Annotated in this window: 10 protein-coding genes and 3 tRNA genes; 4 read left to right on the top strand and 9 right to left on the bottom strand. The window is 59.5% G+C overall.

From position 1 onward, the window contains the following. Positions 1-189: 189 nt before the first annotated feature. From QEP12_RS08850 to QEP12_RS08840, 3 genes are all read right to left on the bottom strand, one after another. A tRNA-Leu gene (locus QEP12_RS08850) sits at positions 190-274 on the bottom strand. A 50-nt stretch (positions 275-324) separates the two neighbouring features. After that, positions 325-401: transfer RNA gene (locus tag QEP12_RS08845), tRNA-Met, on the bottom strand. 43 nt (positions 402-444) lie between these two features. Then, positions 445-529: transfer RNA gene (locus tag QEP12_RS08840), tRNA-Leu, on the bottom strand. Between the two features lie 40 nt (positions 530-569). Here QEP12_RS08840 and cysM point away from each other — a divergent pair. From cysM to QEP12_RS08825, 3 genes are all read left to right on the top strand, one after another. Then, positions 570-1,478 (top strand): cysteine synthase CysM, encoded by a 909-nt coding sequence (gene cysM / locus QEP12_RS08835; RefSeq protein WP_219164713.1) that lies wholly within the window; start codon positions 570-572, stop codon positions 1,476-1,478. A 198-nt stretch (positions 1,479-1,676) separates the two neighbouring features. After that, a complete protein-coding gene (locus QEP12_RS08830; RefSeq protein WP_219164102.1) occupies positions 1,677-2,288 on the top strand; it encodes an NUDIX domain-containing protein in 612 nt (203 codons plus the stop codon). Between the two features lie 91 nt (positions 2,289-2,379). Further along, positions 2,380-2,607 carry a sulfurtransferase TusA family protein gene (locus QEP12_RS08825; RefSeq protein WP_174863535.1) on the top strand — a complete coding sequence of 76 codons (228 nt, stop codon included), beginning with the start codon at positions 2,380-2,382 and terminating at the stop codon, positions 2,605-2,607. Between the two features lie 89 nt (positions 2,608-2,696). Here the strand turns inward: QEP12_RS08825 and galU are convergent, their stop codons facing one another. The 6 genes from galU to hemC all read right to left on the bottom strand — a co-directional run bounded on the left by galU (position 2,697) and on the right by hemC (position 10,864). Continuing rightward, positions 2,697-3,584, bottom strand: a complete 888-nt coding sequence (galU, locus tag QEP12_RS08820; RefSeq protein WP_284214012.1) for a UTP--glucose-1-phosphate uridylyltransferase GalU — start codon at positions 3,582-3,584, stop codon at positions 2,697-2,699. Positions 3,585-3,659: 75 nt separating this feature from the next. After that, positions 3,660-6,551 (bottom strand): valine--tRNA ligase, encoded by a 2,892-nt coding sequence (locus QEP12_RS08815; protein WP_284214011.1) that lies wholly within the window; start codon positions 6,549-6,551, stop codon positions 3,660-3,662. A gap of 176 nt (positions 6,552-6,727) precedes the next feature. After that, positions 6,728-8,011, bottom strand: coding sequence for a heme biosynthesis HemY N-terminal domain-containing protein (locus QEP12_RS08810; protein ID WP_284214010.1), 1,284 nt, complete (start codon positions 8,009-8,011; stop codon positions 6,728-6,730). A gap of 23 nt (positions 8,012-8,034) precedes the next feature. Then, positions 8,035-9,141: a uroporphyrinogen-III C-methyltransferase gene (locus QEP12_RS08805; RefSeq protein WP_284214009.1), complete on the bottom strand. Its 1,107-nt coding sequence runs from the start codon at positions 9,139-9,141 to the stop codon at positions 8,035-8,037. Next, positions 9,128-9,922: a uroporphyrinogen-III synthase gene (locus QEP12_RS08800; RefSeq protein ID WP_174863532.1), complete on the bottom strand. Its 795-nt coding sequence runs from the start codon at positions 9,920-9,922 to the stop codon at positions 9,128-9,130. The genes QEP12_RS08805 and QEP12_RS08800 overlap by 14 nt, the downstream gene beginning before the upstream one ends. A 6-nt stretch (positions 9,923-9,928) precedes the next feature. Then, on the bottom strand, positions 9,929-10,864 hold the full coding sequence (gene hemC / locus QEP12_RS08795; protein WP_284214008.1) for a hydroxymethylbilane synthase: 936 nt from the start codon (positions 10,862-10,864) through the stop codon (positions 9,929-9,931). Between the two features lie 91 nt (positions 10,865-10,955). On the opposite strand from hemC, the gene ppc reads away from it, so the two are divergent. After that, entirely contained in the window at positions 10,956-13,808 is a 2,853-nt protein-coding gene (gene ppc / locus QEP12_RS08790) for a phosphoenolpyruvate carboxylase (protein ID WP_284214007.1), read from the top strand. The last annotated feature ends 9 nt before the right edge of the window (positions 13,809-13,817 follow it).

Genomic DNA, 13,817 nt, shown 5'->3' with positions numbered 1-13,817 from the left:
TTTGAAATAGTGTTGCAGAGTAGGCGGCTGGTGCATACCTAAAAACTCATTACATAAACACTGCAACTTGCTTGTGCGCGCACAAAATAAAAAAGCCAGCTTGTGCTGGCTTTCTTGTTCTGAAAATTTCATTCATCACATTGACGAATAAAGAACTCTGTTACAAAGTTTTTGTCTTTGTACATGTGATGGTGCCCGGGGCCGGAATCGAACCGGCACGCCTTGCGGCGGCGGATTTTGAGTCCGCTGCGTCTACCAATTCCACCACCCGGGCTGAGAAAGGTAAAACGCCAACATAGTTGGCGTTTTGCAAGCGATTAAACTTGGTTGCGAGGGCTGGATTTGAACCAACGACCTTTGGGTTATGAGCCCAACGAGCTACCAGACTGCTCCACCTCGCGATAATTTTTTGCGCTGATTGACGTTGTCACAAATTAATATTTGTGGTGCCCGAGGCCGGAATCGAACCGGCACGCCTTGCGGCGGCGGATTTTGAGTCCGCTGCGTCTACCAATTCCACCACCCGGGCATCATCAGTGCATGCCCGGAATTATGGCACAGTTATGTCTATGCAAAAAAAATATTCTTCGATTGAATCTGCCATTGGCTCAACCCCGCTCGTTGCCTTGCAGCGCATTGATGCGCAAAGCAATGCCGATCGCGGGAATGTCATTTTGGGGAAGCTTGAAGGCAACAACCCAGCGGGTTCGGTGAAGGATCGCCCCGCCTTATCAATGATTCAGCGCGCGCAGGAGCGTGGAGAAATCAAGCCCGGTGATACGTTGATTGAAGCGACATCGGGCAATACCGGTATTGCTTTGGCCATGGCTGCGGCTATCAAGGGTTACCGCATGGTGCTGATCATGCCGGAGGATCTGTCGATCGAGCGGGCCCAGACGATGAAGGCCTATGGTGCCGAGCTGATTTTGACGCCCAAGAGTGGCGGTATGGAATATGCCCGTGATCTGGCCGATCAGATGGTGGCCCAGGGTAAGGGGGTGGTGCTGGATCAGTTTGGTAACGAAGACAATCCACGCGCCCATTACGAAACCACAGGCCCTGAAATTTGGGCGCAGACCGGGGGTGAGGTGACGCACTTTGTCAGCGCCATGGGTACCACGGGCACCATTACGGGGGTGGCCAAGTTTCTGAAAGAAAAGAATCCGAACATCAAGATCATCGGTGCCCAGCCTTCAGAGGGTTCACGCATTCCCGGTATCCGCAAGTGGCCCGAGGAATACCTGCCCAAAATTTACGATGCATCCCTGGTGGATGAGTTGGTCTATGTGACGCAGGATGATGCTGAAGATATGGCCCGCCGTATGGCGCGTGAAGAAGGTATTTTTGCGGGGATTTCGGCTGCGGGTGCATGCTGGGTCGCGCAGGAGATAGCCAAGCGAGAGCAAAACGCCACCATTGTCTTTATCGTGTGCGATCGCGGTGATCGTTATTTGTCCACCGGTGTGTTTCCTGCTTAAGGCCCGCGCATTCCACCCTTGAAACGCTGTTGTGTCCCCTCGGGTCGTGCGCCCGCATGCTAGGGGCTTTGCGCTTCTCTCAACTGCAATTGAGGTTTTGTTGGGTGGTATGCGTGGCGCAAGGCAGGCGCTGCCTGCGAGCAAGGCCGCACTGGGTGCGGCTTTTTTTACGTAATTTGTTGTGAGAGAGCTTGTGCTATGCACCAAGAGATGCGGTTTTGCCCCTGTTGTGCCACGCCTTTGCAGTGGATGGCACAGCAAGAAGATAGCGGTTTGAAAGAGCGCCTGCGTTGTCCGTCCTGCGATTGGACGCACTGGGGCAACCCTACGCCGGTGCTGGCGGCGGTGGTGGAAAACGACCAAGGTGAAGTGCTGCTGGCGCGCAATGCGTTATGGCAAGAAGGCGTGTTTGGCTTGATTACGGGCTTCATGGAGGCGGGGGAGTCGCCTGAGGCGGGTATTTGCCGTGAGGTGTTGGAGGAAACTGGCCTGCGCACCAAGGCCTTGCGCATGCTGGGAGCCTGGGAGTTTTTGCGCATGAACCAGGTGCTGATTGCCTACCATGTGCGCGTGGAAGGTTCGGTTCAGCTGTCGCCTGAGTTGGTGGAGTTCCGGTGGCAGACTGCACAGCAGGTGCGCTGCTGGCCCTCTGGCACAGGTTATGCGTTGGCGCATTGGGTGCAGAGCAAAGGCATTGAGCCGCAGTTTGGTGCGTTCAGGCCGGGCCAGTCCCCTGAGCCTGACCCCGCGAAATGGCCGTTGCAACCGTGGGCAGAGGATGCCCGCTTTATGGTGGCACCGCCTTTGTAAGCTGTGCTGTATAGACTGGGACTGGGGTCGATGCGGGGGGCGTGTGCTTTGACAAATGCCTACAATGCGGGCGAGATAAGGAATAAGTGCCATGGACATCCATAAGGAAATCGACACGCGTGGGCTCAATTGCCCTTTGCCTATTTTGAAGGCCAAAAAGGCGCTGGCGGAAATGCTCAGTGGTCAGTTGCTCAAAGTGGTGGCGACGGATACGGGGTCGCTCAAAGACTTTCAAGCGTTTGCCAAGCAAACGGGCAATGAATTGGTGCAACAAGATACGGTGGGTAGCGAATACATCCACATCTTGCGACGTCGCTAAGTACGGATAACTTATTTTTGATAGCTGTTAGCGCAAGAAAGGCCTGCATTTGCAGGCCTTTTGTATTGGAAGCGCAGGATGGCCGCGCGTCAGATGCTCAGGTTTTTCAAGTACTCGCGGAAATGCGCGCCCACGTCGGGGTGCTGCAGGGCCAGCTCCACCGTGGCTTGGAGGAAACCTTCCTTGCTGCCGCAGTCGTAGCGCTTGCCTGCGTACTGGAAGGCGTACACCGCTTCGTGCTGCATCAGGCGTTCAATCGCATCGGTCAGCTGAATTTCGCCACCCACGCCTTGCGGCTGGTTGCGGATTTCTTCAAAGATGCGCGGCGTCAGCACATAGCGGCCGGCCACGCCCATGCGGGATGGGGCTTTTTCCGGGGCTGGCTTTTCCACGATTTCATCAATGCGCATCAAGGGGCCGCCTGCGGCTTCCCCCTTGACGATGCCGTAGCGCTTGGTGTGCTCCAGCGGCACCTCCTGCACGGCCAGCAGCGAGCGGCCTTGCTTGGCAAAGGCATCCACCATCTGCTTCATCACGCCGGGGCCGCTTTGATCGCCGCGCATCAGGTCGTCGGCCAAGATCACCGCAAAGGCTTCGTTGCCGACCAAAGGCTCGGCACACAGCACCGCGTGTCCCAGGCCCAGTGAGCGTGGCTGGCGCACGAACAGGCAGTTCATGTCGGCGGGGGCAATGCTGCGCACCAAATCCAGCATGGCGTGCTTGCCAGCGCGCTCCAGCTCGTTTTCCAGCTCGTAGGCCGTGTCGAAATGGTCTTCAATCGCGCGCTTGCTGCGGCCGGTTACAAACACCATATCGCGGATGCCCGCTTCGTAGGCTTCTTCAACGGCGTACTGGATCAGGGGTTTGTCCACCACGGGCAGCATCTCTTTGGGAGAGGCTTTGGTGGCGGGCAGAAAACGGGTGCCCAAACCTGCGACGGGGAACACGGCTTTGCGTACGCGGGTGGAGTTAGACATGGTCAATCCTTCTTGTTCTGGATGGAAAAAAGGCGCAGAGCACTGCGCCTTTTGTTCACTCATTGGGCAAGCATATCAGCCCAGACGGGCCAGTTGCTCCTGAATGCGGGCCAGTGTGGCGCCAAAGTCGGCCACGCGCTTGCGCTCTTGCTCCAGCACGGCGGCGGGGGCTTTGGCGCAGAACGCCTCGTTGTTGAGCTTGCCGTTGGCCTTGGCGATTTCACCTTCCAGACGCTTGGCTTCTTTGCCCAAGCGTGCTTTCTCCGCTTCTACATCGATTTCCACAAACAGCGCCAAGCGAGCATCGCCCACCACGGACACAGGCGCGGACTGCGCTTCGGCTTGCCATGCGGCTTCGTCGCTGAACACTTTGACGTCGCTGAGCTTGGCCAGATTCTTCAGTACGGCCGCGTTGGCCTGCAGGAACTCGGCCGCTTCGGCGCTGTCGCCCATGGCCAGCAGGGGCAGGCGCTGGGCGGGGGATACGCCCATTTCACCGCGCAGGGTACGGCAGCTGTCCACCATGGCCTTGATGCGGTCCACGTAGGCAATCGCGGCTTCGTCGATCTTCTCGGGCTGGGCTTCGGGGTAGGCGGCAATCGCAATCGATGCGCCTTCGCGGCCGGCCACGGGGGCCACCTTTTGCCACAGTTCTTCCGTCACGAACGGAATCACCGGGTGGGCCAGACGCAAAATGGTTTCCAGCGTGCGAATCAGCGTGCGGCGGGTGGCGCGCTGCTGGGCTTCGTTGCCGGTCTGGATTTGCACCTTGGCAATTTCCAGGTACCAGTCGCAGAACTCGTTCCAGACAAAGTCGTAGATGGTGTTGGCCACGTTGTCCAGGCGGTACTCGCCAAAGCCCTTGGCCACTTCGGCTTCCACTTTTTGCAGCTGCGAGACGATCCAGCGGTCAGGCTGGCTGAATTGCAGGTAGCTGCCCGCAGCGCATTGCTCCTTGCTGTGCATGTCCAGACCGCAGTCAAAGCCTTCGCAGTTCATCAGCACAAAGCGGCTGGCGTTCCACAGCTTGTTGCAGAAGTTGCGGTAGCCCTCGCAGCGCTTGCTGTCAAAGTTGATGCTGCGGCCCAGTGAGGCCAAGGCCGCAAAGGTGAAGCGCAGCGCATCCGCACCGTAGGCGGGAATGCCTTCGGGAAATTCCTTTTGCGTGTTCTTGCGCACTTGCGGTGCGGTCTCTGGCTTGCGCAGGCCGGTGGTGCGCTTTTCCAGCAGGGGCTCCAGCGCGATACCGTCGATCAAGTCCACGGGGTCGAGCACATTGCCTTCAGACTTGGACATCTTCTTGCCCTGCGCATCGCGCACCAGGCCGTGGATGTACACATGCTTGAACGGCACACGCCCGGTGAAGTGCGTGGTCATCATGATCATGCGCGCCACCCAGAAGAAGATGATGTCGTAGCCCGTCACCAGCACTGAGGAGGGCAGGTACAGGTTGAAGTCGTCATCGGCTGCATCGGTCTGGTTGGGCCAGCCCATGGTGCTGAAAGGCACCAAGGCGGACGAATACCACGTGTCCAGCACGTCGGCATCGCGGCGCAAGGTCTTGCCGGGGGCCTGGGCCTGGGCTTCTTCTTCGTTGCGTGCGACATAGACCTTGCCGTCTTCGTCGTACCACGCCGGAATCTGGTGGCCCCACCACAGCTGGCGCGAGATGCACCAGTCCTGGATGTTGTTCATCCACTGGTTGTAGGTGTTGACCCAGTTTTCGGGCACAAACTTCACTTCGCCGGTGGCCACCGCATCAATCGCCTTTTGCGCGATGGACTTGCCGGTGGGGTCTTGCTCGCTCACCTTGTTCATGGCCATGAACCACTGGTCGGTCAACATGGGCTCAATCACCTGGCCAGTACGGTCGCAGATCGGCACCATCAGCTTGTGTTTCTTGATCTCGACCATCAGGCCCAACGCTTCCAGATCCGCCACGATGGCCTTACGGGCCACAAAGCGATCCATGCCGCGGTATTTTTCGGGCGCTTCGTCGTTGATCTTGGCGGTCAGGTCGAGCACCGTGATCATGGGCAGGTTGTGGCGAATACCGACCTGGTAGTCGTTTTGGTCGTGCGCAGGCGTGACCTTCACCACGCCCGTACCGAATTCCTTGTCCACATACTCGTCGGCAATGATCGGGATCTGGCGGCCCACCAAAGGCAGCGTCACGGTCTGGCCGATCAGGTGCTTATAACGGTCATCCTCGGGGTGCACCATCACGGCCACGTCACCCAGCATGGTTTCAGGGCGGGTGGTGGCCACCACCAAGTTGCCCGCGCCGCTGGTCAGCGGGTAGGCGATGTGCCACAGGCTGCCGTCTTTTTCTTGGCTCTCGACTTCCAGATCCGAAACGGCCGATTGCAGCACCGGGTCCCAGTTCACCAGGCGCTTGCCGCGGTAGATCAGGCCCTGTTCGTAGAGCTTCACGAAAGTCTCGGTCACCACTTTGGACAGCTTGTCGTCCATGGTGAAGTACTCGCGGCTCCAGTCCACGGTGTCGCCCATGCGGCGCATTTGCGTGGTGATGGTGTTGCCGGATTTTTCCTTCCACTCCCAGATTTTCTTGGTGAATTCGTCGCGGCCCAGGTCATAGCGGCTCACGCCTTGGGCTTGCAACTGGCGTTCCACCACGATTTGGGTGGCGATACCGGCGTGGTCGGTGCCGGGAATCCAGGCCGTGTTGGCGCCCTTCATGCGGTAGTAGCGGGTCAACGAGTCCATGATGGTCTGATTGAACGCGTGGCCCATGTGCAGCGTGCCGGTCACGTTGGGTGGGGGCAGCTGGATGGCGAAGTTGTGGCCAGCAGCAGCGGCCTCGGCGCTGGGCTTGCCCGTGCCGCGGTAGCCCGCATTGCCGTAGCCGCGCTTTTCCCATTCGGGGCCCCAGTGGGCTTCCAGCGCGGCAGGTTCAAAAGATTTGGACAGGCTGTTCAGGCCTGGCTGGGCAATGTTTTCACTCATGGCGGATTCGCAAATGAAAACGGCATCCTGCTTAGGGGATGCCGTCGGTAGGCTGTTAGCTGAAATGACGGATTGAGAGGGATTTTACCGACCACGCCTTGGGATAGGGTGGTCGGGGCATTCTTTGAAGCTAAATTGGCCTCTAGCGCTTATGGAGTAAACGCTGGTAGCTATGGTTATAGAGGGGCTTGCAGCGCTGCCTGGCGCCACGCGTGGGCAGCGGCAGCGTTGTCTTCGCGTTGTTCTGCCAAAACGGCCAAGGCTTTCCATGCGCTGGCACGCAGGGCGTTATCGCTCAAACGGGGGGCTGCTGCTTGCAGCAATTGCTCGCCCTTGCCCCACAGTTGCCGCTGCACGCAGGCCATGCCTGCCAAATATTGCAGGCGGGGCTCTTGCGGGGCTGCACGCTGTGCGGCTTCAATGCGCGCCAGCCAAGGGGCATCAAGTCCTTCCATGGCCTGCTGCATGCCCATGAAAAAGCGCTGGGTCTGCAATGCAGTCAAGGATTGCGGATCGCTTACCAACTGCTCCCAGACAGGCTGCAGCCAGCTGCGCGCAACACTGGCATCGCCTTGCAGCTCGATCAGCTTGCGGGCGGCAGACAGGGCAATGTCGGGCGTATGGCGATCTGCCGCGTGCAATCCAGACCAGACGCGTTGCAGCTGCTCGGCATCGTGCGTGTGCTGCAACTGCTCCAAGATCAGGCCGCGCGTAATGCTGCTGGCGGCTTCGGGCGACAGGCCGCCGTGTTTGGCCAGCAGGCGGGCGGTGTCGAGGGCGGATTGGGTTTCGTGCGCCAAACGGCTGGCTTTGAGTTGAATGCGCAATGCCATGGTGCGGCGCGCCGCGCCGGGTGAGAGCTGGGCCAGGCGGCGCAGTGCTTCTTGCGGGTCGCGGTCATCCAGTGCCCAACGTGCGGCACGCATTTGGGCGCCTTCGCGCACCTCTTGCTGCTGCTGGGTGCCGTTCAGCGGCACATCGTCCAGTGCCTGTGCGTAGTGGGTGTCGCGCGCTTGCACATCGCGCAGGGCGTGCGCGCTGTCGGCCGACAGCATGTGGGCGATGGCGCGCAGGGTGGCATCTTGCGGGATGTTGGCATGTTCGGTGCGCAACGCATCACTGAGTTTGAGCAGATCCAGCGCCGATTTGCGGGCGCGTACATAGCGCCCCGCCTGCAGGTGCGACAGGCTTTCGACCAAGGCCTGGTACATCTGCCGCTCTTTTTGCTGCTGACGCCAGTGTTTGGCATGGTGCGGCAGCATCACCAGGGCAGAAAGCGCGCGCATGGCGGCGTAGCCGATGGCGAAGATCGCCAGCAGCACAAACAGCACCATGTTCAGCGACAGATCAACCCGGTAGGGGTGCCAAAAAAGACTCACCATGCCTTGGTTGTTCCCCGCGAACAAGGCCACGGCAACGGCCAAAGCAAACAACCCGACAAACCAAAGTGCGGCGCGCATCATGCGGTGGTTCCTTTATGCGCTCAAAGACCAGCGGCAGCTGTGGACAGGGCTGCCAAGGTGTCGTCCAGACCGGGCTGCTGAGACGCTTGCATATGGGCTTGCAACTGCGCCAACACGGCTTGGACTTGGTGCGTGCGGCGTGAGCTGTTATCAAAATATTTGCTCAGTGTGGCCTGCGCGGCACCGATGTCGGCGCGGGCCGCATCGTACTGGCGTGCCAATACGGCCAAGCGTGCGTTCAGGAGTTTGAGCTTGAGGTTCTCACGCACAAAAAAGGCTTGCTCAGGGGCCATCAGCATCGCGTCGGCATTTTCAATGCGGCTCACGCGCACCAGATCTCGGGCTTCTTCACGGCTGGCTTGCCAAATCTTGTGCCCCCAGTTGCTCCACCATTCCCACTGGGTGGGGGAGGTGGCGGCTGGTGCCTCCGCGTTGGCCGTGCTGCCTGCGGCTGAAGGTGTTGTGCGCTGCGGCTGGCGCTGCACGTTCGGCACAGGGGCGCTGTTTTGGACATGCATGTCATCCACCAGACGCACCACATCGTCCAGCCGGGCCAGCAGGCTGGCGGTATCCGTGACGGCGGATTGCGACAGGCGGACCAAATCGCGCTCCATGGCTTGCTGAACAGGTGCAAGCCGCGGTTGTGCCGTGCGCTCCAGCCGTTTGATGCTGCTTTGCAAGGTGGCAACCAGTGGTTCGGTGCTGCCTGTCAGCTGCACTTGCTGCTGTGCCATGCGAATGGCCGATTCAATGTCGATCACCAGGGTGTCGTCACGGGAGCGTGCCAAGTTCTGCACCAAGGTGTCGAGCTGGCCGCGCTGCAGGCTGACTTCATTGACGCGCACTTCCATGACAGAGAGCTTGGCGCTGGCGTCACGCACCAGATCCTGGGATTCACGCGCCAGGGCGCGGGCTTCGGTGGCTTGGGTGGTGGCATCCAGCGCCTGGCGCGCCAGCAGCTCTTTCATTCCATCCACTTTTTGCCACAGCAAAACGCTGCTGCCGAGGCTGGCAGCACCAATGAGGAGCGCGAGCCACGTCCAGCCAGCTGCGGCAGAACGTGGCGCGTGCAGCGTCTCAAAAGGAACCGATTGGGAGGAAATGGGGGCGCCGTCAGAGGTGGTCATGCAATGATTTTATCGATGCCGTGATGCCTTGTACGGTAGGCAGCGTCTCTATGACGTTGCCAAACCCTGCTTGGCGTACTTGTTGGGCGATACGGGGGTGGGTAGCCAAGGCAGTGTGGGCTTGCCAAGACCAGGTAGTGTTGCAGCGCACCAAATGTTGCACACATTCCGAGCTACTAAATAGCCACACTGCCTGCTGGCCGCGCAACTCGCTGATGCGCTGCAAGAGGCTGGGCGTGGCCTCCGGGGCCTGGCGCTCATAGACTGGCGCAAAGTCCACATGTACACCGCGTTGCTGCAACTGTGCGGTCAGCCATTGGCGGCCTTGGCCTGTTGCGTTGACGCCATCGCCGCCCCGCACGATCAGGATGCGATCTCCGGCGTGGATGTGGTGCTGGGCCTGCTCCCACAAGGATTCAGAGTCAAATTGAGGAGCGTCTGGTGCAGGTTCTATAACGCTTTGAGGGTTAATTCCTTCCAAAGCCAGGGCCTTGGTGGTTCCGGGGCCGGGCGACCAGTACTGCACCTGTGCAGGCAAGAGCGCCGCTGTTTGACGCAGCTGAACAAAAAAGTGGCGCACCGCGTTGCCACTGACAAACATCAGGGCTTGGTAGCTCTGCAGCTGCTGCAGCGCAGTGCGGACTGCAGCTACAGCAGCAGGGCTGCGGCTGGGGCCTATCGCCATCATGGGGAGTGCGCAGGCATTTATTCCTGCGCTTTGAAGCTGCTGCACCCACAGCGCAGCATCGGGCTGCGGGCGTGTGACAACCAGCTGAACCATGGGGGCTTAGTCTGGTTTGCAGACCAAGGCGCCGCCTGCCTGCAAACGGGCCGCCACTTCTGCGCCCAGCGCTTCGGCTTGCGCCAAGGTGGTGACGGTGGCCGTTTGCTGCGTTTGCACCAAGGCCTTGATGCCCTCAGGGTCGCCCCAGGCAGCATGCAACTGCATGGTGTCGCCTTGCAAGGTCGCGTGCGCCGCCAATGGCACCGAGCAACTGCCGCCCATGCCGCGGCTGACAGCACGCTCTGCCGCCACGCGCAGCCAGGTGGGCATGTGCGCCAGCGGTGCCAGCGCATCGGCCAAGTCTTGGCGATCGGTACGAATCTCGATGCCCAAAGCACCCTGGCCTGCAGCCGGCAGCATGGTGTCAGGCTCAAAAATAGAACGAATGCGCGCTTGCATGCCTAAGCGCTTGAGGCCAGCGGCAGCGAGCACGATTGCGTCGTACTGGCCTTCGTCGAGCTTGCGCAAGCGGGTGTCCAGATTGCCGCGCAAAGGCTCAATCTTCAGGTCGGGGCGCAGGGCCTGCAGCAGCACTTGGCGGCGCAGGCTGGAAGTGCCCACCACGGCGCCCTGCGGCAGTTCAGCCAGGTGCTGGTAGCGGGGCGACACGAAGGCATCACGGGGGTCTTCGCGCTCCATTACGCACGCTAGGCTAAAGCCCTCGGGCATGTCCATGGGCACATCTTTGAGCGAGTGCACAGCAATATGGGCGCGGCCTTCTTCGAGTGCCACTTCCAGTTCTTTGACGAACAGGCCTTTGCCGCCTACTTTGGAGAGCGTGCGATCCAGAATCTGATCGCCCTTGGTGGTCATGCCCAGCAGCTCTACCGTGTGCCCACGCGCTTGCAACAATGCTTTGACGTGCTCGGCTTGCCACAGTGCAAGGCGGCTTTCACGGGTGGCGATAACGATGGATAGAGGGGGTGTTGCTACGGTCATGACTTTCAATACTCAGGCCGGTGGCCTTCCAATCAACGGGCGATGCTAGCATGCTGAGTTGCCATACAACTCGGCTGGAGTATTCCTACAAATGACTGCTGCGACAAAGAAAGAGAAAGATCAAAGGCCGGCTGCTTTGCACAGCAAAGCGGTACGTAAAAACGACAAAGACCAGCCGTTGATTGAAGACATACGTCTGCTGGGGCGCATTTTGGGCGACATCATTCGCGAGCAAGAGGGCGTCGCGGTGTATGCGTTGATTGAACAGGTGCGCCAGTTGTCAGTGGCTTTTCGCCGCGATCATGACCATGAGGCTGACAAGGCGCTCAAGAAGCTGCTCAAGGGGCTGAGCACCGACCAGACCGTGAGTGTGATTCGTGCGTTTACCTATTTTTCGCACCTGGCAAATTTGGCGGAAGACCGCCATCACATTCGCCGCCGTGCAGTGCATGAGCGCTCTGGCAACACGCAGGAAGGCAGCATTGAAGTGGCGCTGTCGCGCCTGCGTTGGGCGGGGATTACACCCGATGAAATTGCCAATACGCTGGCACAGGCGTATGTGTCTCCGGTGTTGACGGCACACCCGACGGAGGTGCAGCGCCAAAGTATTTTGCAGGCGGAGCACGACATTGCACGCTTGCTGGTGGAGCGCGACGACATTGCCGCACGTGCACAGCTTTTTAACAGCGCCAAAGATGCGCTGACGCCGCGAGAGCTGGCGGCCAATGAGGCCTTGCTGCGTGCGCGTGTGGCGCAACTGTGGATGACGCGCTTGCTGCGTTATTCCAAACTGACCGTCGCAGATGAAATTGAAAACGCGCTGAGTTATTACGAATCGACGTTCTTGCGGGAAGTGCCGAAGCTGTATGCCGATTTGGAGGCTGCGCTTGATGGTCAAAGCGTTCACAGCTTCTTGCGCATGGGGCAATGGATTGGTGGCGATCGCGATGGCAATCCGAATGTCACGGCGCCAACTTTGGAGCTGGCGCTGCGCCGCCAAAGTGATGTGGTGCTGCGTCACTATTTGACCGAGGTGCACTACCTGGGTGGCGAGCTGTCCGTTTCTGCGCGTTTGGCCCAGGTGTCACCCGCAATGCAGGCGTTGGCCGATGCCTCTCCTGATCACAATCCGCACCGGCTGGATGAGCCTTATCGACGTGCTTTGACCAGTATTTATGCGCGGCTTGCCGCTACCTTGGAGCATCTGACAGGAGGGCAGGCAGCGCGCCATGCCGTGGCACCTCAAAACCCTTATGCGCAAGCGTCAGAGTTTTTGGCGGATCTGCAGATCATTTTGGATTCGTTGCAAGCCTACCATGGCGAGAGCTTGGCCGCGCAACGTTTGCAGCCGCTGATTCGCGCGGTGAAGGTATTTGGTTTTTGTCTGTCTACGGTGGATTTGCGTCAAAGCTCAGACAAACATGAAGCGGTGATGGCAGAGCTGCTGGCTGTGGCACAGGTCGAGGCGAACTATGCGCAGTTAGATGAAGCCTCCAAGTGCGCCTTGTTGCAGCGGCTGTTGCAAGAAGCGCGGCCATTGCGGGTGGTGGGCGCGCAGTATGGAGAGCTGGCACGCAGCGAACTGGCTATTTTTGAGATGGCCAAAACCATGCGAGCGCGTTATGGCAATGAAGCCATCATTCACTACATCATCAGCCACACAGAAACCGTCAGCGACTTGCTGGAAGTGCTGTTGCTGCAAAAAGAAGTGGGCTTGATGCAGGGCACGCTGGAGCAGCCAGATGCACGGCTCGATCTGATCGTGGTGCCGTTGTTTGAAACCATTGGTGATTTGCGCGCTTCGGCCGACATCATGCGGGCCTATTACGCGGTGCCCGGCGTGGCTGCGTTGCTGCAGCGCTCTGGCGGCGTGCAAGACATCATGCTGGGCTACAGCGACAGCAACAAAGACGGCGGCATCTTCACCAGCAACTGGGAGCTGTACCAAGCCGAGCTGGCCTTGGTGGAGCTGTTTGATGGATTGCAAGAGCAGTACGGTCTGCGCCTGCGCATGTTCCATGGCCGAGGTGGTACGGTGGGGCGCGGCGGCGGGCCGAGCTACCAAGCGATTTTGGCGCAGCCACCGGGGACGGTGCGCGGGCAAATTCGCCTGACGGAGCAAGGCGAAGTGATTGCTTCCAAATATGCCAATCCGGATATTGGCCGCCGCAATTTGGAAACCTTGGTGGCTGCCACTTTGGAAGCCACCTTGCTGCAGCCCACCAAAGCGGCTACCAAGGCGTTCTTGCAAACCGCAGAGCAACTTTCGCAAGCCAGCATGCAGGCTTACCGCAAGCTGGTGTATGAGACGCCGGGCTTTGCCGAGTACTTTTTCAGTGCTACGCCGATTCGTGAGATTGCGGAGCTGAATATTGGCTCTCGCCCCGCATCGCGCAAGGCGACGCAGGCGATTGAAGATTTGCGGGCGATTCCTTGGGGGTTTAGCTGGGGGCAGTGTCGTTTGACGTTGCCTGGGTGGTACGGATTCGGTGCTGCGGTAGAAGCTTTTTTGCATGCGGAGGGCGCAGACCCGAAGCGTCAGCTGGCCTTGTTGCAAAAAATGTACCGCCAATGGCCTTTCTTTAAGACCTTGCTCTCGAATATGGACATGGTCTTGGCCAAGAGCGACCTGGCACTGGCGTCGCGTTACAGCGAGCTGGTCACTGACAGCCGTTTGCGCAAACGTATCTTCTCCAGCATTGAAGCGGAATGGCTGCGTACTGCCGAAGCGCTGGCAAGCATCACCGAGGAGCCGGATCGCTTGGCGAGCAACCCCGCATTGGCGCGCTCGATTCGTCATCGATTCCCATACATCGACCCTCTGCACCACCTGCAGGTGGAGCTGGTGCGCCGCTGGCGTGCCGGGCAGACGGATGAGCGCTTGAAAAACGGCATTCACATCTCGATCAACGGGATTGCTGCTGGTTTGCGCAATACCGGCTAAAACGCAAAG

The sequence above is a fragment of the Comamonas jiangduensis genome (assembly GCF_030162955.1).
Taxonomy (GTDB): domain Bacteria; phylum Pseudomonadota; class Gammaproteobacteria; order Burkholderiales; family Burkholderiaceae_C; genus Comamonas; species Comamonas jiangduensis.
Note: the sequence above shows the minus strand (reverse complement) of the source record. Positions and strands in the feature narration are given on the sequence as shown.